The 20,128-nt window shown below is 64.1% G+C and carries 17 protein-coding genes; 4 read left to right on the top strand and 13 right to left on the bottom strand.

Going from position 1 to position 20,128, the window contains the following annotated elements; all coding sequences use genetic code 11:
- Positions 1-20: 20 nt before the first annotated feature.
- On the top strand, positions 21-851 hold the full coding sequence (locus tag J9892_RS13780; protein ID WP_246876673.1) for a siderophore ferric iron reductase: 831 nt from the start codon (positions 21-23) through the stop codon (positions 849-851).
- A 73-nt stretch (positions 852-924) separates the two neighbouring features.
- Here the strand turns inward: J9892_RS13780 and J9892_RS13775 are convergent, their stop codons facing one another.
- On the bottom strand, positions 925-1,860 hold the full coding sequence (locus J9892_RS13775; RefSeq protein ID WP_043156436.1) for a LysR substrate-binding domain-containing protein: 936 nt from the start codon (positions 1,858-1,860) through the stop codon (positions 925-927).
- 161 nt (positions 1,861-2,021) lie between these two features.
- Here J9892_RS13775 and metE point away from each other — a divergent pair, with 161 nt between their 5' ends.
- Complete coding sequence (metE, locus tag J9892_RS13770) at positions 2,022-4,286, top strand: 5-methyltetrahydropteroyltriglutamate--homocysteine S-methyltransferase (RefSeq protein WP_210538501.1); 2,265 nt, start codon at positions 2,022-2,024, stop codon at positions 4,284-4,286.
- A 93-nt stretch (positions 4,287-4,379) separates the two neighbouring features.
- On the opposite strand, the gene J9892_RS13765 is transcribed toward metE, so the two are convergent.
- Positions 4,380-5,492 (bottom strand): glycosyltransferase family 9 protein, encoded by a 1,113-nt coding sequence (locus tag J9892_RS13765; RefSeq protein ID WP_210538500.1) that lies wholly within the window; start codon positions 5,490-5,492, stop codon positions 4,380-4,382.
- Between the two features lie 177 nt (positions 5,493-5,669).
- Here J9892_RS13765 and J9892_RS13760 point away from each other — a divergent pair, with 177 nt between their 5' ends.
- Positions 5,670-6,794 carry an HPP family protein gene (locus J9892_RS13760; RefSeq protein ID WP_128272572.1) on the top strand — a complete coding sequence of 375 codons (1,125 nt, stop codon included), beginning with the start codon at positions 5,670-5,672 and terminating at the stop codon, positions 6,792-6,794.
- Between the two features lie 78 nt (positions 6,795-6,872).
- Here J9892_RS13760 and J9892_RS13755 read toward each other — a convergent pair whose 3' ends face one another.
- The 11 genes from J9892_RS13755 to nrfA all read right to left on the bottom strand — a co-directional run bounded on the left by J9892_RS13755 (position 6,873) and on the right by nrfA (position 19,076).
- Complete coding sequence (locus tag J9892_RS13755) at positions 6,873-8,126, bottom strand: D-amino acid dehydrogenase (RefSeq protein WP_210538499.1); 1,254 nt, start codon at positions 8,124-8,126, stop codon at positions 6,873-6,875.
- Positions 8,127-8,279: 153 nt separating this feature from the next.
- Positions 8,280-9,800: a cryptochrome/photolyase family protein gene (locus J9892_RS13750; protein ID WP_210538498.1), complete on the bottom strand. Its 1,521-nt coding sequence runs from the start codon at positions 9,798-9,800 to the stop codon at positions 8,280-8,282.
- Positions 9,800-9,940 (bottom strand): DUF2256 domain-containing protein, encoded by a 141-nt coding sequence (locus J9892_RS13745; protein ID WP_080768040.1) that lies wholly within the window; start codon positions 9,938-9,940, stop codon positions 9,800-9,802. The genes J9892_RS13750 and J9892_RS13745 overlap by 1 nt, the downstream gene beginning before the upstream one ends.
- Before the next feature lie 161 nt (positions 9,941-10,101).
- Positions 10,102-11,022 (bottom strand): serine hydrolase, encoded by a 921-nt coding sequence (locus J9892_RS13740; RefSeq protein WP_029314613.1) that lies wholly within the window; start codon positions 11,020-11,022, stop codon positions 10,102-10,104.
- 350 nt (positions 11,023-11,372) lie between these two features.
- Entirely contained in the window at positions 11,373-12,563 is a 1,191-nt protein-coding gene (gene nrfF / locus J9892_RS13735; RefSeq protein ID WP_210538497.1) for a heme lyase NrfEFG subunit NrfF, read from the bottom strand.
- Positions 12,560-13,147, bottom strand: coding sequence for a DsbE family thiol:disulfide interchange protein (locus J9892_RS13730; protein WP_210538496.1), 588 nt, complete (start codon positions 13,145-13,147; stop codon positions 12,560-12,562). The genes nrfF and J9892_RS13730 overlap by 4 nt, the downstream gene beginning before the upstream one ends.
- Positions 13,144-15,105 carry a heme lyase NrfEFG subunit NrfE gene (gene nrfE / locus J9892_RS13725; protein ID WP_210538495.1) on the bottom strand — a complete coding sequence of 654 codons (1,962 nt, stop codon included), beginning with the start codon at positions 15,103-15,105 and terminating at the stop codon, positions 13,144-13,146. The genes J9892_RS13730 and nrfE overlap by 4 nt, the downstream gene beginning before the upstream one ends.
- Positions 15,106-15,267: 162 nt before the next feature.
- Positions 15,268-16,221, bottom strand: a complete 954-nt coding sequence (gene nrfD, locus J9892_RS13720; RefSeq protein ID WP_210538494.1) for a cytochrome c nitrite reductase subunit NrfD — start codon at positions 16,219-16,221, stop codon at positions 15,268-15,270.
- An 87-nt stretch (positions 16,222-16,308) separates the two neighbouring features.
- Positions 16,309-16,989, bottom strand: a complete 681-nt coding sequence (locus tag J9892_RS13715; RefSeq protein WP_039041283.1) for a 4Fe-4S dicluster domain-containing protein — start codon at positions 16,987-16,989, stop codon at positions 16,309-16,311.
- Entirely contained in the window at positions 16,986-17,579 is a 594-nt protein-coding gene (nrfB, locus tag J9892_RS13710; protein ID WP_210538493.1) for a cytochrome c nitrite reductase pentaheme subunit, read from the bottom strand. Before nrfB ends, J9892_RS13715 begins: the two co-directional genes overlap by 4 nt.
- 51 nt (positions 17,580-17,630) lie before the next feature.
- Positions 17,631-19,076 carry an ammonia-forming nitrite reductase cytochrome c552 subunit gene (gene nrfA, locus J9892_RS13705; RefSeq protein WP_182975774.1) on the bottom strand — a complete coding sequence of 482 codons (1,446 nt, stop codon included), beginning with the start codon at positions 19,074-19,076 and terminating at the stop codon, positions 17,631-17,633.
- A 761-nt stretch (positions 19,077-19,837) separates the two neighbouring features.
- Between nrfA and J9892_RS13700 the strand changes: the two genes are divergently transcribed.
- Positions 19,838-20,128: transposase domain-containing protein (locus J9892_RS13700; protein ID WP_210538492.1), on the top strand; the 291-nt coding region annotated here is incomplete at its 3' end.

Here is a 20,128-nt window from a genome sequence, read left to right as displayed (position 1 = left end):
GCCCGGGGCCATTTCAACGAATGGGCGAGGAGAAGGCGCGCGGTGTGCCGCGCGGCCTTGGTCGGGAGCACGGCCTTGGCCGGGAAAAAGCGGACGCGGAACGCGCCCTCGTCTCGGATCACCAGGCCCTGTTCGCGGCGGCGGCCAGCCTGATCCCGTCCCTCAAGGGGAACCTGGTGGCGGCCGGTGACGTGCGTCCGCCACTGACGGATGCCACCGGAGCGACGTCGGCCGAGGTGGCCGCAGCCCTCCATGCGCACTGGCAGCAGGCACACCCGGAGGCGGGACCCGCCTACTGGCTCACCCGCAGCTGGGGCATGCTCTGCTGGCAATCCATCTATCTCGCCATGGTGGCCGTCTACCGCCATCAGGCCGTGCCTGCCCTCGACAGGCTGGGACAGGGGCATGAGGCCGGCGTGGTGTCGGGCTTTACCCTGCCGGCCGAGCCCATGATCAAAGGGGAGGTCGGCGTGTTGATCAAGACGGCCGGGGAGCGACTCCAGGCGCACTGGCAGGGGCAGTTCACCCTCCTTGGGACGGCGCAGCGGCTGCGCCCCGGTTTCGTGCGCCCGCTCCTGGCGGACGATCTGCTGGCGGCCCTGGTGCGGGTGCCCGATTTCTTCGGGGAGGTGAGTCGGGAGGAGGTGAGGTCCCATGCTCCCCTCTGGCTTGAATCCTGTGGCCTGCCGTCGGCACATCTGACGGGCTGGTGCGAAGCAGGCCTGCCCCGGGACGAGGCCTTCCCGGGCTATGTGCGCCAGCGCTGCTGCCTGCACTACAAGCGCCGGGATGGGGAACTGTGTGGCAACTGCCCGCGAAGGCTGGGTGGGGTGAGGGGTGATGAATGCTGATACCCGACTCTTCGTCTGCGCGGGCAACCCGTGATGAAAGCCGCCTGATCCTGGCGGCTTTTTTGTGCCCGGCTTACTGGGCCGCCATCCGGGTGCGGATGCGCTCGAACAGGCTCTGCAGGCAGGCCTGATCTTTGTCGGCGGCGCGCACGGCGCCATACATGTGGCGGCGAATGCCCTCCCCGAGAGGGCGCGCCTCAAGCAGGCCCTGGCGCACGAACTCCTCGCTGGCCCAGCGGGGCAGGGCGGCGAGGCCGAGCCCGGCGGCGGCCATCTGCAGCATGACCGAGGTGTTGTCCACCGGTTTGCAGCGGGCGGGCTCCACCCCGGCCGGTTGCAGGAAACGGCTGAACACATCCATGCGTGCCCGCTCCACCGGGTAGACCAGCAGCACCTCCGGTCGCAGATCGTCCGGTGTGATGCGCCGCTGCTGGCAGAGGGGGTGATCCGGCGCCATCACCAGGGTGAGATCGAAGGCGAACAGCGGCTCGAAATGAAGATCCCCGCGGGCCTGTACATCCGAGGTGAGTAGCAGGTCGAGCTGGCCGCCAAGCAGGGCACTGATGGCATCGAAACCCGGCACCGACTCCACCTCCAGATCCACGCCGGGCCACTGGCGGCGAAAGTCCGGCAACAGCGGGAGCAGCCACTGGATGCAGCTGTGGCAATCGAGGGCCAGATGCAGCCTGCCCGCCTCGCCGCTGTGCAGGGCGACCAGCTGGCGCTCGGTCTGGGCCAGGGCGGGCAGCACCTGACGGGCCAGGGCCAGCAGATGCTGGCCTGCCGCCGTCAGCACCAGAGGGCGGCTTTTTCGAAGAAACAGCTCCAGATTGAGGCGGGTCTCCAGCTCCTTGAGCTGGTGGGAGAGGGCGGACTGGGTGAGGTTGAGGGTGAGTGCGGCCCCGGCCAGGGACCCTTGCTCGGCCAGGGCGCTGATGGTCTTCAGGTGTTTGAGATCGATGCCCAGATTGCTGCTCTGAGGGGGGCTGGATGGGGTGGGCGCGACCATGGCACTGCTCCTTTGTGCGTCAGTTGAGAAATTCTTGAGAGCCAGTTGAAGAGGATTCAATAGCCAAGGTCACCTTATCTTGTCATTTTGGATGTGTAAACATCTGGATGGCCAAACAATCCAGATCCTCATCAGATAAACGAGCATAAGGAATGGAACCTATGACCTTCGCACACACCCTGGGCTTTCCCCGTATCGGCGCCAAGCGCGAACTGAAATTTGCCCTCGAATCCTACTGGCGTGGCGAAACCACCCAGGCCGAGCTGGTCGCCGTGGGCAAGAGCCTGCGTGAGCGCCACTGGCAGGCCCAGCGTACCGCCGGGGTCAACCTGCTGCCGGTGGGGGATTTTGCCTGGCACGATCAGGTGCTGGGTACCAGCCTGCTGGTGGACGCCGTGCCTGCCCGTCACCGCCACGGCGACACCGACCTCGACACCCTGTTCCGGGTGGCCCGTGGCCGTGCGCCGACCGGCCCGGCGGCGGCCGCTGCCGAGATGACCAAATGGTTCAACACCAACTACCACTACCTAGTGCCGGAATTTTACCGTGACCAGCGCTTCAAGCTGGGCTGGAGCCAGCTCTTTGACGAGGTGGAAGAGGCCAAGGCCCTTGGGCTGCCGGCCAAGGCGGTGTTGCTGGGCCCCGTCTCCTACCTGTGGCTTGGCAAGGAGAAAGAGAGCGGCTTCTCCCGCCTCGAACTGCTGGATCGCCTGCTGATCGTCTACCAGGAGATCCTGGCCAAACTGGCGGCCCAGGGGGTGGAGTGGGTGCAAATCGACGAGCCGGCTCTGGCGCTGGACCTGCCGGACGAGTGGCGCCTGGCCTACCTCAAGGCATATGAGCGCCTGAGCGGCCCCTGCAAGCTGCTGCTCACCACCTACTTCGGGTCCGTGGCCCATCAGCGCGACATCATCACCAGTCTGAAGGTGGACGGCCTGCACCTGGATCTGGTGGCAGCCCCCGAGCAGCTGGAGACCCTGGTCCCGCACCTGCCGGCACAGTGGGTACTCTCGGCGGGTGTCATCAACGGCCGCAACGTCTGGCGTGCCAACCTGGCCAAGCTGGCGCCGACCCTCAAGGCCTTGAAAGAAAAGCTTGGCGAGCGCCTCTGGGTGGCCTCCTCCTGTTCCTTGCTGCACAGCCCGGTGGATTTGACCCTGGAGCACGAGCTGGATCCCCAGACTCGCAGCTGGTTCGCCTTTGCCCTGCAAAAGTGCTATGAGCTGGGGCTGCTGTCCGACTACCTGGACGGTGGCGCCCTGGACAAAATCGAGGCTTACAGCCAGCCCATCGTGGATCGGGAGTCTGACAGCCGGGTTCACAAGAAGGTGGTGCAGTCGCGCCTCGCCAGCCTGACCAACAGTGACTTCGATCGCCAGAGCGCCTACCCGGTGCGTGCCGACGCGCAGCGCTCGGATCTGAAGCTGCCGCTCCTGCCCACCACCACCATCGGCTCCTTCCCGCAGACCTCTGAAATCCGGGTGCTGCGTCAGGATTGGCGTGCCGGGCGCATCGATGACCAGGCCTACGAGGCGGGCATCCAGGCCCAGATCAAGGATGCGATTGAGCGCCAGGAGGCCATCGGGCTGGACGTGCTGGTGCACGGCGAGGCCGAGCGCAACGACATGGTGGAGTATTTCGGGGAGCTGCTGGACGGCTTTGCCATCACCCGATTTGGCTGGGTACAGAGCTATGGCTCCCGCTGCGTCAAGCCGCCGGTGATCACCCGTGACATCGACCGTCCGACCCCCATGACCCTTGAGTGGACGAAGTTTGCCCAGAGCCTGACCGACAAGCCGGTGAAGGGCATGCTGACCGGCCCCGTGACCATTCTCTGCTGGTCCTTCCCGCGGGAAGACGTGAGCCGCGAGCAGTCCGCCCTGCAGATTGGCCTGGCCATTCGCGACGAGGTGGCTGACTTGGAAGCCGCCGGCATCAAGATCATCCAGATCGACGAGCCGGCGATCCGCGAAGGGCTGCCCCTGCGCAAGCAGGATCACCAGGCCTATCTGGACTGGGCGGTGCGCGCCTTCCGCCTGAGTGCAAGCCCGGTGGTGGACAGCACCCAGATCCACACCCACATGTGTTACAGCGACTTCAACCTCATCATCGAGGCGGTGGCGGCGCTGGACGCGGATGTGATCACCATCGAGACGAGCCGCAGCCAGATGCAGTTGCTCGAAGCGTTCGAGCGCTTCAACTACCCCAACGAGATCGGCCCGGGCGTCTACGACATCCACTCGCCGAACGTACCGAGCCAGGGCTGGATTGAAGACCTCATCCGCAAGGCTGCACAACAAATCCCGGCAGACCGGCTCTGGGTGAACCCGGACTGCGGCCTCAAGACCCGCGGCTGGGAAGAGACCACCGCAGCCCTGAAGGTGATGGTCGATGCGACCCGGGCGCTGCGCGCCGAGCTGGCCTGAGGGCTTCCATTCACCCGGACGAGCGCCCGGTGAGTGTCACCAAGACGAGAGAGGGAAGGCGACAGCCTTCCCTCTTTTTTGCATGGCCGCTCCCTAGAGGGGGATCAGGGCGGGGTGGGAGGCGGGCTGGTAGCGGGTGGGGGAAACCGACATCGTCACCGGGTGAGGGGCGCTTGCGAGCGCCTCGGCCAGCCACTGTTGGTCGAGGGGGATGGCATTGCGATCCTCGATCACCAGATTGAGGTGCTGGGCACCCAGGCACCCGTAGCGGGCGGGGTCGGTCTGGGTAAAGAGGCCAAGACAGGGCACACCGCTGGCGGCAGCCAGGTGCAGGGGACCGGTGTCGGCGCTGACGAAGAGGGAGAGGCCGCCCGTGAAGCGGGCCAGCTCCCCCATGTTGCCAAGGGAAACGTGCACGTCCCCGAGCAGGTGCTCGGGGGCGGCGGGATCCGCGAGCTGGATCAGCAGGGCATCCGGGCTGTGACGGCGCAGATCCCCAAGCAACCGCTGCCACTGGGGCTGGGAGAGCCCCTTGCCCTTGCGGGCGCCGGTGAAAAAGCCGATCAGGGGACGGCCAGGATGGGCTCGTCGCAGCGCACTCAAGGCCGGGCTTGGCCCCTGCAACAGGCTGCCAAGGGGAATGGGTTCGGCCGGATTGCCCGGTATGCCGAGCAGTTGCAGGGGCTGGTGGGCGTAGTGGCACTCACTGTCCGCAGCCCGCGGACGCGGGAAGATGAGATCCCCGTGGCCATCGTTGAAGCCGCATTTCTCACGGGCCTGTACCCAGGCGGCGATGAAGTGATCCGTACTGGAGGCGAAGGGGACGTAGACCCTGTCGTAGTGTTGGCGGCGCAGACGCGAGAGTGCCGAGAGGGCGTCCGGCAGGTGTCTGCCCTGCAACCGGATCTGATGAATGTGCCGCAGGGGCAGATCGGCCAGGAAGGGGAGCAGGGCGGTGGGGCTGCACACCAGCTCCAGCTCGGCGTGGGGATGGGCGCGATGAAGCTGGTGCAGGAAGGGCAGCAGGAAGAGGTTGTTGCCGATGCGGTTGGTGCTGCGAATGACCAGGATCCGGCGGGGTGCCTGCGAAGAGGGCGGCAATGCGCTGCGACTGGCAAGCCAGCCGAGCAGGGTTCGCTCCAGTCCCGCCGTCCAGACCCGGCGTTGGCCGTCGAAGCGGCGCAGGGCATCGTTGAGGTGAGTCATACCGTTGGGCTCCAGTGTTGGGATGGCGTAAAGGGTGCCAGCGGACTCTTAAGACAATGTTAAGAAGGGAAAACGCGTGCGGATGATGGCCATGGCGGAGCGGGGGGCTGGTGCGGGACGGGGGAAAGTGGCTAGAATTGCGCATTTGAAATAAATGTTATCGTCCGCGGGAGCACCATGCAGTTCAGGGATTTTTTGCCGGTATCGACCAATACCAGCGTCAAAGAGAGTTGTTACGGCGCCCTTGGCGCCCTCATCGGCTTGCTCGGCACCGCCTTGCTGTGCCGCTGGGGGTTGGGGCTCGAGGTGCACTGGCTCATCGCCCCCATGGGGGCCTCCGCCGTGCTGCTGTTTGCCGCCCCGGCCAGCCCCCTGGCCCAGCCCTGGTCCATCCTTGTGGGCAACGGGGTGTCGGCCCTGATGGGGGTATTGAGTGCGAGCCTGGTGCCGGACATGGCTATCGCCTCGGCCCTGGCGGTGATGCTGGCCATCGCCGCCATGTTCCTCACCCGCAGCCTGCACCCGCCCGGCGGCGCCGTGGCCCTGACCGCCGTCATCGGCGGCGAGGGGATCCGGGCGCTCGGGGTCGGCTACGTGCTGCTGCCGGTGCTGCTCAACTCCCTGTTGCTGCTGAGTCTGGGCTTGCTCTACAACCGCGCTCTGGGGCGTCGTTATCCCCATGGCGGCAAGGCGGCGCCCAATCGCCACCAGACGGCGGATCCCCAGCCGAGTGCCCGACTCGCCACCCAGGACATCGACTTTGCCCTGCAAAAACACGGGGAACTGCTGGACATCAGCCGCCAGGATCTGCAGGAGTTGCTGCAGGAGGCCCAGCTTCACGCCCTGCGCGAGCGAGTGGGGACGGTACGGTGCCAGGATGTGATGTCGCGGGATCTCGTCGTGACGACGCCACAGGCGCTCGCCATGGAAGCGTGGCATCTGCTCTCCCACCACCAGATCAAGGCGCTGCCGGTGGTGGATGAGGGGGAGAGGCTGGTCGGCATCATCACCCTGCACGACCTGATGATCGACCGGGCGGGTCACCAGCCGAGGGCGAAGGAGGCCCTTGAGCAGCAGCAGGTCGCGGATCTGATGACCCGGGAGGTGCAGACGGCGCGGCGCTACCAGCCTCTCTACGATCTGGTGGAGGCCTTCTCCGACGGGGGGCTGCACCACATGCCGGTGGTGGAGGGGGAGCAGCTGGTGGGCATCATCACTCAGTCCGACATGGTGGCGGCCCTGTTCACCCTGGCCCTGAAACCCGGACTGACGAGCGAGGAGGCGACCCCGGTGTTGTCATAGCCAGGGGGGCAAGAAAAAAGAGGGCGTGCCAGGCACGCCCTCTTTTTTCGCAGACTTGCACAGACGGGTGGCCAACGCCTAGCCGTAGCGGGCCAGGGTGAGCCCCTCGTCGCTGATATCCGGGGTATTGCCCGAGATGAGATCGCTGAGCAACTGGCCCGATCCTGCCGCCATAGTCCAGCCCAGGGTACCGTGGCCGGTATTGAGCCAGAGCCCGGGGATGGGGCTTGGGCCCACCAGGGGCGTGCCGTCCGGCGTCATGGGGCGTAGCCCGGTCCAGAAAGTGGCCTGCTCCAGATTTCCCCCCTGGGGGAAGAGATCCCTCACCACCATGGCCAGGGTATCGTGGCGTCTGGGGTTGAGCGCCAGGTTGAAGCCCGAGAGTTCGGCCATGCCGCCCACCCGGATCCGTTCGTCGAAGCGGGTGATGGCGACCTTGTAGGTTTCGTCCAGCACGGTGCTGCGCGGGGCGCCCTCGGCATCCGTCATCGGCAGGGTGAGGGAGTACCCCTTGACCGGGTAGACGGGGAGCTCAATTCCGAGGGGGCGCAGGAAGCCGGTGCCATAACTGCCGAGGGCACAGACGATGGCGTCGGCCTGGAAGCGCTGCTCGCCGGCACGGACCGCCACGGCGCGTCCCTTCGCGATCTCGACCTCGTCGATGGCGCAGTTGAAGACGAAGCTCACCCCGAGCTTGCGGGCCTCGTCCGCCAGGGCCTGGGTGAAGCGGAAACAGTCACCGGTTTCATCTCCCGGCAGGCGCAGGCCGCCCACCACCTTGCCACGCACCCTTGCCAGGGCGGGCTCGACCTCCTCGCAGCCGTCGGCATTCAGAGACTGATAGGGGACGCCGTACTCCTCGAGCACGGCAATATCGCGCTGGCTGGCATCGAGCTGGCCCTGACTGCGAAACAGTTGCAGGGTGCCGAGCTGGCGCCCTTCGTAGTCGAGCGCGAGCTCGCCCCGCAACTGCTTCATGCAGTCGCGGCTGTATTCGGCCAGCCGCACCATGCGCCCCTTGTTGACCGCATAGGCCGTCGGCGTGCAGTTGGCGAACATCTTCAGCATCCAGCGCAGCTGGAAGGGGTCCGAGGTGGGCCGCACCGTGAAGGGGGCGTGCTTTTGCAGCAGCCATTTGGCGGCCTTGAGGGGAATGCCGGGGGCAGCCCAGGGGGAAGCATAACCCGGGGAGATCTGACCCGCGTTGGCATGGCTGGTTTCAAGGGCCACCCCGTCACGCCGCTCCAGCAGGGTCACCTTGTGACCGGCCTTGGCCAGATACCAGGCGCTGGTCACACCGACCACGCCACCACCGAGTACCACTATGTCCATCTTGTCTCTCCTTGACTGGGGCCTCCACCTTAATCAGCCGCCACAGGATATTCAACTGGTGTCGATGTCATTGGTGGTTATCGCTATTCACATTTTGTTAACTGGCTCTCAATGTTGTCATTTGCTCACTTTTTGGCATGAAATCCGGTCGATTCAGAGCCGCTCCAGATGGAGCAGATGATGCTCTGCCGTCGTCAGGATGGCTTGCTGCTGTTCTGTGGTTTGGCCATCCCAGTTGGCATAGGGCAGGGCGAGGCGAGGGTTGTTGCCAAGTTTGTCCCGGTTGCGCCAAAGAAAGTGCCAATAGAGGCTGTTGAAGGGGCAGCTGTCCGGCCCGCTGCGGGCCTTCACCTGATAGTGACACCCCTTGCAGTAGTGGCCCATTCGTTCGAGATAGGCGCCGCTGCTGGCGTAGGGCTTGCTGCCCATCAGGCCGCCATCGGCAAACTGGCTCATGCCGCGGGTGTTGGGCAGCTCCACCCACTCGATGGCATCCACATAGATGCCCAGATACCAGGCATCCACCTCGTCAGGGTGGATCCCCGCCAGCAGGGCGAAGTTGCCGGTCACCATCAGCCGCTGGATATGGTGGGCATAGGCGTGCTCCAGAGACTGTCGAATGGCGTGACGTACGCAGGCCATGCTGGTTTCTCCATTCCAGAAAAAACCGGGCAGGGGTCGCTCGGCCCCGAGAAAGTTGGTGCGCTGATACTCGGGCATCTTTTCCCAGTAGAGGGCGCGGACAAACTCGCGCCAGCCGAGGATCTGGCGGATGAACCCCTCCACCTGCGCCAGGGAAATGGTGGCCTGATTGGCCTGCCAGTGAGCTTGCGCAGCGCGGATCACCTCGAGGGGATGGAGCATCTTGCTGTTCATGGAAAACGACAAGCGGCTGTGGAACAGGCTCCAGCCCCGTTCGCTCAGGGCGTCCTGATAGCGACCGAAGTGGGGCAGGCAGTGTGCAAGGAAGTGTTCAAGCAGTGCGCGGCTCTGGCGCCGGGTGACGGGCCAGGGCAGGGCGTCGGCATCGGCACTGCCAATGGTGGCGACGCCGTGGCGGGTCAGCATGGCATCGATGTCGCTCACCTCGTTGGCAAAGGTGAGGGGCGCCGGGATGGGTTGGCTCGCCGGCAATTTGGCGCGATTCTCGGCATCGAAGTTCCAGCGCCCCCCAAGGGGCTGGCCGCGCTCATCGAGCAGCACCCGGTACTGCTTTCGCAGGGCGCGGTAGAAGAACTCCATCCGGCTGTGGGGGTAGCGTCGCCAGCCATCGCGGGGGGTGAGAAAATGTTCGCTGTCCACCTCAGCGGTCGGGATGGCAAGGCCTGAGGCCCACTGGGTCAGCTGGCTTGCAAGGCGCCACTCGTCCGGGCTCTGCCAGGCGAAGCGCTCGGCCTGATGCGCTTCGAGCTGGGCCGCCAGCAAGCTCGGCAAATCGGGCCAGGGGGCGCTCTCATCGAGAGTCAGGTAGCAGACCCGGTGGCCCGCCTTGGTGAGGGCGGCGGCGAAGGCGCGCATGGCGGCAAAGAAGGCGAGCACCTTCTGGCGATGGTGGCGGCAGTAGTCGGTCTCCTGGCGCAGCTCCGCCATCAGGTAGCAGACAGCGGGATCCTGCGTGTGAAACCAGCTGTGACCTGCGTTCAGTTGATCCCCGAGAATGAGGCGCAGCTCCATCAGGGGTGCTCCTTCCGACGACGGCAGCGTTCGCTGCAATAGCGCACTTCCTGCCAGCAGCGGGCCCACTTGCGCCGCCAGGCAAAAGGACGCAGGCAGACGGGACAGATCTTCTCGGGTAGATGGGGTTTGAGGTGCATGTGGCGGCCCTGTTGATGCCCTTGGTTTCTCTCTGCCTCCTTAACGAAGCACCATACGGTCGGGATCACTGGGGGAGCAGAAAGAGGCAATAGGGGGTGATTGCCACTAATGAAAAAGGCCCCCGCACCTGCCGGTGCGGGGGCCCTTGTTCTCGTTGCGGTTACTGGCTGCTGAAGAGCCTGGGCTGGGGAGTGGACTGCGCCGTCAGGGTCATGCGGCCCGAGGTTTCCAGCCAGCTCTTGATCTTTCTGGCATCGGCGACCCGTTCATCCGTGGTGTTGGCGTGAAGCAGCACCATGACCACGGGCTCGTTGTTGACCCGGGTTCCCATCACCAGGCAGCGCCCCGCCTCGCGGATATAACCGGTCTTGGAGACCAGAATGGGCCAGCTTCCTTCCCGTACCAGGCGGTTGGAGTTGAGGTAGTGCAGCTGGCGCTTGCCGTTGCGTACCAGACGCTGCTCGGAGGCGGTGTACTGGCGGATCAGCGGGTAGGTGGATGCGGCAGCAGCCAGTTTGGCGAGATCGTGTGCGGTGGAGACGTTGCGGGGGTTGAGCCCGGTGCTGTCGGCGAAATGGGTGCTCCACATGCCGAGCATGCGGGCCTTGGCATTCATTGCCTCGATAAAGGCTTTGCGGCCACCTGGGTAGTGCCGTCCCAAGGCGGAGGCGGCGCGGTTTTCAGAGGACATCAGTGCGATGTGCAGCATGTCGGCGCGGCTCAGGCGCGAGCCCACCGCGAGGCGCGACCCCGTGCCCTTGAGTCTGTCCACGTCATCCATGGTGACGGTGAGGGTCTCGTTGAGGCGCTGATTGCCATCCAGTACCACCAGCGCTGTCATCAGCTTGGTGATGGAGGCGATGGACATCACCCGGTTGGCGTTGCGCTCTGCCAGTGTCTCGCCGGTTTTCGGGTTGACGACCACGTAGGCATCGGATCTCAGCGGCAGGTTGCTGCGGGGTTCGAGCAGGCTGTTGGTGGAAGAAGAGGTCGCAGAAAACGGGTTGGCATGGGCGCTTTCCATGCTGGCGGGAAGGAGGAAGGCGCCGAGCAGCAAGGGAAGAAAAGGACGAAGGTTCATGATTTGACTCTACTACGACTCACAGGGACATTTGGCTAAGTTATATGACGGTAATTGACGCTTCACAACGTCTGGTGGCCGGATATTTCCATTTTATGGGCCAGCGCACCTTGAAATCCCCCGCATCGGGGCTATTGGGCCCGCAAAAGGGAGTCATAGAGGCCTGCCAGGCCATGGCAGACACGCCACCACGGGGGCGCACTATATGCTGGCGAGGGGCGGGATGACGACTCTTTTTGCACCTTTCGGCGCCTTGGGATGATGAAGGGGTCGTTAATGGCGACCATGGCGATAAAAACGGCGCCCGGCAGGGAAGATGGTCCGCTGCATTATCGCCGTTTTGCCCCGCGTCATCCTCCCATCATTCGCGCGGTCTGAATGGCCTTGATCAGCGCGACCCGGTTGATGCGTGGGCGCTCCTCGTCCAGCAACTGCTGCCAGAGGGCGATGGCCTGGGAGTAGCGGCCGTGCAGGAAGTGATCGGAGGCGAGCAGCATCAGGGCGCTCACCTCACCCTTGTCCTGCTTGAGCGCGCTATCAAGCAGACGCTGCGCCTCCGGGGTGAGCTGCTGGCCCGCCTGGTAGTAGAGCACGGTGGCCTGGGCGGCCTGGGTCGCCGCGCTGGCGCCCCCTTCTTGCAGGGCGAGGCGCTGGTAGGCGAGCAGGGCATTGTCGTACTCGTCCCGATAGAGATAGAGCTGGCCGAGCGCCGCCCAGCCGTCGAGATCGGCGGGGTTGGCTTGCAGACGCTGGTGCAGGGCGCCCAGCTCCTTGTCCTGCAGATCCCGCGGGCTCAATCCCGCCAGCGGATCGGGGCGCGCCTGATACGCCTGCCACGCCTGATAGCGGCCGGTGCCGGCATAAATACCGGCCATCAGCGCCAGCAGCAAGGCCCCAAACAGCATCCAGGAGCGCAGCCAGGGCAGCGGACGGGCGGTGCGGTCCTTGGCCAGCCGCTCGCGCAGGGCCTGCTCGGCGGTTGGGGTGGCGTTGGCGAGGCGGGCCAGCTCCAGCTCCCGGTAGAGGCGGCTGTGGTGGGCAAGCCCCGCCTGCTGCTCGGCCATGATCAGCCGGTTCAGTTCGGCCCTGGGGTCGTGGGCGAGCACCCCCTCGGCTCTGTCGCCGACAAGCGGCACCCGCGCCGGTTGCCGGCGATGCAGGCTCCTGCGCAGGCGATTGAGGGCCAGCAACAGCAAGAGGGCGGGGCCGCCCCACAGCAGCGCCGTGCTGCGCTTGAAGGGGGGATCGTAGCGCACGAAATCGCCGAAGCGCTCCGTCATGCGGGCGATCACCTGCTCATCAGACTGCCCCTCGTCCACCCAGCGGTAGACCTCGAGCCGCAGATCCCGGGCGATGGGGGAGTTGGACTCCACCAGGTTCTGGTTCTGACACTGGGGGCAGCGCAGGGCGCGGGCCAGCTCCTGAGCGCGGGTCTGCCGCTCGGGGTGGCGAAACTCATAGGTGTCGACCCCGCTGGCAAGGGCCCCGAGGCTCAAGGCCAGCAAGAGTGGCGCTATCAGGGCGTGGCCGAGGCGGCTCATGGCTTGCTCTCCTGCACTTGTTTCTCTACTTCTCTTTCCACTTCGGGCTGGCTAGCGGTGTTGCTGCGGGCCTCGGCAAGTAGAGGGGCAAACTGGCGTTGCCAGATCTCCCGGGTGAGCAGGCCGGTATGACGGGTCAACAGGGTGCCGTCGCCGGCGAAGAGATAGGTCTCCGGCGTGCCGTAGACGCCTAGCTCCAGTGCGAGTTGGCCGTCGGGGTCGGCCAGCACGGCGCGATAGGGGTTGCCCGCCTCGGTGAGCCAGGCGCGGGCGGCATCGCCCTTGTCCCGGTAGTTGAGGCCATAGAGGGGCACGGCGCTGGCCAGCTCACCCAGCAGCGGATGCTCGGCGCGGCAGTTGGGGCACCAGCTGGCCCAGACGTTGAGCACGAAGGGCTCCCCCTTGAGCGCCGCGGTGTGGATGGGGGGGCCACCAAGCAGATCGTCACTCTGCCACGCGGGCAGGGTGCGCCCTGCGACGGCCTCATCCTGGCTGTAGGGGTTGTTGCCAAGGCCGAGCCAGAGCAGGGCACCGAGCCCCAGACTGAGCATGAGTGGCACGAACAGGCGCAGACGGGCGTTCATAAGGACTCCTGTTCAAACCGAGGGTAGGGGGCGGTAGCTGGCGCAGGATGGTTAGCCAGCAGCGGCCGGCGGGCGAGCAGGCGCAGGGCGCCGCCCGTCATCATCAACAGGCCACCGAACCAGATCCAGCGCACCAGTGGCTTGTAGTGCAGCCGCATGGCATAGGCGCCGGGTCCCATCTTTTCGCCAAGCACCACGTAGAGATCGCCGAGCAGTCCCCATTTGATCCCGGGTTCGTTCATGTTCATGGTGCGCACGCTGTAGTGGCGCCGCTCCGGGGTGAGCCTAGCTACCTCCTGGCCCTCCCGGTGCACGCTCAAGGTGATGCGCTCGGCGGTGTAGTTGGGGCCGATAATGGGCTCGCTCCCCTCATAGCGAAACTCGAAGGCGCCGAGTTGACAGGGCTGGCCTGCGGCGAGCACCGCGCCCCCCTCCTGACTGTGGTGACTCACCTGTGCGATGCCGAGGGCGCACACCGCCACCCCGAGGTGGGCCAGCAGGCTGCCAAGCCGATTGAGGGTGAGTTCGCGCAGGGCGATCGGTTGCAAGAGGGGGAGCAGCAGGCTGGCCATCAGCCAGAGGCTCAGCACGTTGGCCGCAAGCCCCAGCCAGCTTGCCCGCAGCGGTTCGGGATAGGCGAGGCTCAGCAAGGTGCCCCCCAGCAGGCCGAACAGGCATGGGAGCAGCACCGTGATGCGGCGCTGGGCTGCCAGATGCTGCCAGCGCAGGCGCGGCAGCTGGGTCATCAGCGCCATCAGGCAGAGGGCCAGCGGCACGAAGATGGTATTGAAATAGGGGGCGCCCACCGAGAGCGAGCCCAGATGGAGCGACTGGAACACCATGGGGTAGAAGGTGCCGAGCAGCACGCTGGCGCAGGCCACGCAAAGCAGCAGGATGGCGGCGCCGAGCAGCCCCTCTTTTGACAGCAAGCCAAAGCGGGCATAGGGAGCGCGAATGTCCGCCCGCAGGGCAAAAAGGGTGAGGGCGCAGGTCAATAGCAAACCGAGCAGCAACAAGAGGGTGAGGCCGCGGCTGGGGTCCACCGCAAAGGCGTGTACCGAGGTGAGCACCCCGGAGCGCACCACGAAGGTACCGAGCAAGCTCAGCGAAAAGGTAAAGATGGAGAGCAGCAACACGGCGTGGCCGTAAGCGCCGCGCTTCTCGCACACCACCAGGGCGTGCAGCAGGGCGGTGCCGAGCAGCCAGGGCAAGAGGGAGGCATTTTCCACCGGATCCCAGAACCACCAGCCGCCCCAGCCGAGCTCGTAATAGGCCCACCAGGAGCCCAGCACGATGCCGGCGGTGAGAAAGACCCAGGAGCCGAGCGCCCAGGGGCGGCTCCAGTGGGCCACGGCGCCATCGAGCCGACCCGAGTGCAGCGCCGCCATGGCGAAGGCGAAGTTGACCGCAAAACCGACATAACCGAGATAGAGCAGGGGCGGGTGGATGATGAGGCCGATGTCCTGCAGCATGGGGTTGAGATCGCGCCCCTCCAGCGGCCCTGGGAACTGGCGGTCAAACGGGCTGGAGAAGATCAGGGTATAGAGGCCGAACAGCCCGACGATCAGCCCCATGATGGCCAATACCCGGGTTGTGATCAGCGGATCGACCCGTTTGGAGCAAAGGGCCACCAGCGCGCCCCACAGCCCCAGCGCAAAGACGAAAAAGAGCATGGAGCCCTCGTGGCCTCCCCACACGGCCGCCAGCTTGAAGCCAAGGGGCAGGGCGCTGTTGGCGTGCTGGGCCACATAGACCAGGGTGAAGTCATCCTGGCCAAAACAGCTGGCGAGCAGCAGCAGGGCGGCCACCAACAGGAGCGCGACCAGGATGGCCAGCGGCTTTGCGCAGCCCAGCAGCGGGCGTGAGGCGAGCCGCAGCCCCAGCCAGGGCAGCACCCCTTGCAGCAGGGCGAGCCCGGTCGCCAGCAACAGTGAGAGATAGCCGAGCTCCGCCAGCACACAACCTCCAGTCAATCATTCGTCTATGTTATGCCGCAGCGTCTGCACCGTACCGGCGCTGGGGGATAACATCCACATTTCTGGCAACAATCAATCGCAACAACTCATTGCAACAAATAAGCGCCAGTCACCCGAGGGTGGCTGGCGCTGGTGATCATACCTTTAAACTACCGTCATCTGGCCGGCATAGAGCACGAAGTAGCGCAGCAGCAGGATCCCCACCAGGGTCAGGCTGCAGACCAGCACCAGATAGCCGTTTCTGGCCCGCAGCGGCGCGGGGGCCAGCAGGGCCAGCAACTGGGGCAGCAGCATGCCGATGCCCACCACCCCGAGCCAGAACACCTGAGCCCAGAAGCCGCTGCCGATGGCGGCCCACATGGCTGCCTCCTTCTGGCCGCCACCGAAGTAGAGGCCGGTAAAGAAACAGACCAGCAGCAACACCTCCGCCGCCAGCACCGGCCGCTCGAAGCGGTGGACAAAGCTCACCCCCTGGCTGTGATGGTTCTCCTTGAACAGGGTGACCGCCAGCAAGATGGTGGAAGCGATGCCGGAGCTGACGCCGGAGATGAGGAACAGCACCGGCAGCACCGGGTTGTTCAAGAGCGGATAGGTCTTGAGCGCCGACAGCAGAAAGCCGGTGTAGGCCCCCAACAGCACGGCAAGCAGCAGCAAGAGTGGCGCCAGTAGCCGTTCGATGCGGGCAAGCCAAGCGATGAGATTATCCACAAAGGCGAACTTCTCTTGCAGCAGGTGACGGCGCAAGGTCTCGATCTCGGTCCGAAACACCACCGCCAGCCAGGCAAACAGCACCGCCATGTAGGCCTGGAACAGCATGACCCCCATCGACATCACGGAGTCGAACTGGTAGTGGAACATCAGCTTCCAGAAGGTCCAGGGGCGGGCCAGGTGGAAGATGAGGATCAGTAACCCCAGCACCACGCTCACCGGCGCCAGAATGGCAGTCGCCTTGATGATGCCGCTCTCGCTGCCGGCTCCCTTGCGGCGCAGCAGCACCGAGAGGGTGGTGGCCCCGGCGGAGATGCCGAGCAGGAACAGGTAGATGGCTATGGGCCAGTCCCACACCAGCGAGGGGAAGTGAAATGCATCATGCAACATGATCCATTCCTCCTTCTGTTACTGCGGTAGATGGCGATCGGACAAATCCCCACACAAGGGAAGGGAAGTGAAATGCCTCTTGCATCGTCATGACTTTATCTCCCCTTTGGGCACGCGGTACATCTTGGGCGAAGTGCCGAGTGCCTGCTTGTAGCGATAGGTGGTCTCCTTTACCAGCCGTTTGGCGATGGGGCTGTCCGGGTCATCCAGATTGCCGAACACCAGCGCCTTGGTGGGGCAGGATTCCACGCACGCCGGCTCCTTGCCCGCCGCCAGGTTGGTCTTGCGGCAAAAGTCGCACTTGTCGGCCACCTTGGTCACAGGGTTGATAAAGCGCACCTGATAGGGGCAGGCAGCCAGACAGTACATGCAGCCAACGCAGAGATCCGGGTTGACGTCGACGATGCCATCCTCCTTGCGGATATGGGAGGCACCGGTGGGGCAGACGTGCACGCAGGGGGCGTTGTCGCAGTGCTGGCAGGACTTGCGAAAGAAGTGGTACTCGGCATCGGGGAAGGTGCCGATGGGGCCGGAGCGGATGATCTCGAGGCGCGAGACCCCCTCTGGTACCTGATTCACCTCCCGGCAGGCATCCATGCAGGCGGTACAGCCGATGCAGGCCGTCTCGTCGTGGAGCATGCCAAAGCGGACCCCGTCGATGGTCTGGCTGTGGGCGAGGGGGGTAGCAAGGGAGCGAGTCGGCCCTGTCATCATGATGAGGGCCCCCGCGCTCATCCCCGCCATGAAGTGACGGCGAGAGCAGCTCATGGTACCTCCTTGCCCGAGGTGGTGTTCGTCTTGGCCGCCTTGACGGCCTCATGCTGCTTGCTGTGGCAGTCGACGCAGAGCTTGATGCGAGACTTCTCCGGAATAGCCACCATGGGCTCCTTGGCCGGGTGCAGCTGGTGGCAGCTGGTGCAGGTGAGCTTGGTGGCGTGCACGTCGTGGGCCCAGAGCGCCTCGCGCAGCACTTTGGGCTCGTGACAGCTCATGCAGACCCCGTTCTGCTCGGCGATGGGGTAGCTCTCGGTACTCTGTTTGTTATTGAAGCTGTCGCTAAAGCGCATCACGTCCTTGACCCCTTCCCGGTGTTGAGGGGAGGGTTGACCGTGGCAGTTGGTGCAGGTTACCGGCGCCAGGTTGTTGGGGTTGGTCGCCTGGCCGTGCTTGCCGTGCATGCCTTCGACCTGCTCCTTGTGGCAGTCGGTGCAGGCCTTGTCGGCACTGCGCAGAAATTCCACTTCATGTGTAGTCGGTGCCGGGGCGGTTGCCGCATCGGCCGCCTGGCCCTGCAGGCTGGTGAGCAGCATGGCTGCCATCAGCATCAGTCGTAAGAAATCCATTGTTAAATCACCCATAGGAAGCCTCCATCCGGCTGCGGGCCCGACACTGGGGGCCCGCATGCCTCGTCATTGTGCGAGCCGTCCGGCCGCTTTGGCCTCGGCATCCCAGGCGGGGACTGTGGTCTTGAGGAACTGGGCCTTGTCGCTGTTCATCTGCTTCATGTCCATGCCAAGAGCGGCCTGGGCCTTCTCCTTGCTGGAGATGTCAGGAATGGCGATCTCGTGGCTGATCCCCTTGGCGGCCAGCAGGCGTGCCAGCTTGGTGCGGGCATCGGCGGCCTTGTCCAGGGCGGTTCCCAGCATGCGCAGCGCCACTTCCGGGGCGTGCATCTGCACCCCGTGGGAGGCGATGGAGAAGTCCCAGCGCCATTGGGCGTGACGGATGTCCTGCAGAATGTCCTTCATCTCGGCCTCGGTGGCGCCGGCATCCCAGGCGGCCTTGGCTTCAAAGTGGGCGTGCACCAGCTGCTTCTCGACTTTGAGCTTGATTTCGGTGACGGCGTCCTTGCGCTGCTTGACCACCCCTTGCAGCATCTCCTTGCTCTGGGTGTGGCAGTTGCGGCAGGTCTGATCGAAGCGATCGAAGGGGTTGCCTACCTTGTGATCCGTGTAGACCTTGCCCTGTTCGTTCTGCACCTTGGGCATGTGGCAGTCGACGCAGGCGACGTTGTTCTGGCCGTGAATGCCGGCGCGCCAGGTCTCGTACTCCGGATGCTGGGCTTTGAGCATGGGGGTCTTGGAGAGGGCATGGGTCCAGTCGGCAAAGCCAATCTCGTCGTAATACTCTTCCATCTGCTCAACAGTCGTACCCTTGTCCCAGGGGAATTTCACCGCCTTGGTGGGGCCGCTGAAGTAGTACTCCACGTGGCACTGGCCGCACACCTGAGACTGCTGATCGAAGCGTCCCTGCTCCTTGAACGGCTTGCCGATGGCGGTCATGGCCCGGTCGGCATAGGGACGGGAGAGGTGCAGGGCGGGTTTCCCTTCCTTGAACTCTTTCGAGGCGGTGTCGTGGCAGTCGGCGCAGCCGATGGTGTTGACGATCTCCGGTCCGCCTTTTGCCCACATGCCCTTGAAGTAGCCATCCTCACCCTTCTCGTCGATGACGCGGGCCACGTCCGGGCCTTTGCAGCTCCAGCAGGCCATGGGCAGCGGACCGTCTTCGGCAGTCTTGGGGGCGCCGGTACGCAGGGTTTCCCGCACGTCGGTCAGCGCATAGAAGTGGCCGCGCGGCTTGTTGTAATCCTTGGAGAAGGGGTAGCCGGCCCAGAGCACCACCATCTGCGGATCTTCCGCCAGGGCGTCGGTGCGTTCGCGGCTCTCGCTGGTGCCTTTCCAGCTGGTGAACTGATCGGCGTGATCCTTGGCGAACAGCTCGCTGCGCGCCTCGATCTTGCCCTTGCTTTGTGCCTCGTCGGCCGCCTGTGCCAGACTGCCTGCGCCCAGCAGGGCGGTCAGCAGCAGGGCTGCCAGTCCTGGTCGAAATAGCTTGTCATATGAACCCACGGTCATCACTCCCAGATAAAAGTCCATGTCGGGCCTGACCGTTCCATCTTGGTGTGGACATCTGTGCTCATCATCGACGGGCATGGCAGGCCGATCCATTGTTATGGCTGCATATAAATCGGTGTTTATGCAATTGCTCGGGGGGATAATACCAAATGGGTAAAATGGATAATTATTTATCCCCGTGGGAGTTGCGCTAGATCAATTGAGGGGGGTGAGGGATGCCAAAAGTGCGATCTAGGTGGAATTATTGAACCTCATCCGAGGGTTATTTCCACCCGTTCTCTTTTGATGAAAATAGGTAAAATCGATGTTCATCATGTTGGCGAGGAGGGCTGGGCGAGAGGCGGCGGAGAGATACACCGCATGCAGAGATAGAATAAACTGCTGATATTGAATTTAAATTCAATATTAAGCTTGCGAAGGGGTGAGGGGGAGGCTTCGGTTTTCCATCACCATGGTCCCTGTCAAGGGACTTTGTGACAGAAGCTGTCGTAGAAATGGGTGCCAAGAGAGCCATCTGTTTTCATGAAAGGGAAAATAAGGGCTTTATTCCAGCATATTCGCGGCTTGATAGCGTCTTATTGAATTTAATAGGACGGTTGGCGGCATTTACTTTCGATATTTTCGAAAATGACGAAGGGTTATAGGGGGTTATTGACGGTAAAATAGCCGCCTGTCACGGCAATGCTGATCAGTTAAGGATCCATTGACCGATCCTTCTGCTGTAGGACAATCCGGAACCAATCACTGGTTCCGGATTTTTTATGTCTATTGCAAACGATCTGAACGATGTTGTTGAGGCATCTGGCGACATGCTGGCTCGGCTGGCCATTTTTGCCGACCATATTCCCGACGAATGGATTACTGCCGCTGCCGCCTTGTCTGAAAAGGCCACTATCCGCCGACGCTGCTTACCTTCTGATATGGTCTTGTGGCTCGTCGTGGGGATGGCCTTTTTCCGCAATGAGCCCATCTCCGAGGTCGCTCGGCGCCTCAACATCTGTGCAGAAGGGTTGGCCAATGATGCCTTGCTCGCGGACAGTGCCCTGTCTCAG

It is taken from the genome of Aeromonas sp. Prich7-2 (genome assembly GCF_017939255.1).
Taxonomy (GTDB): Bacteria; Pseudomonadota; Gammaproteobacteria; order Enterobacterales; family Aeromonadaceae; genus Aeromonas; species Aeromonas caviae.
This window is presented reverse-complemented; position numbering and strand designations above follow the sequence as displayed.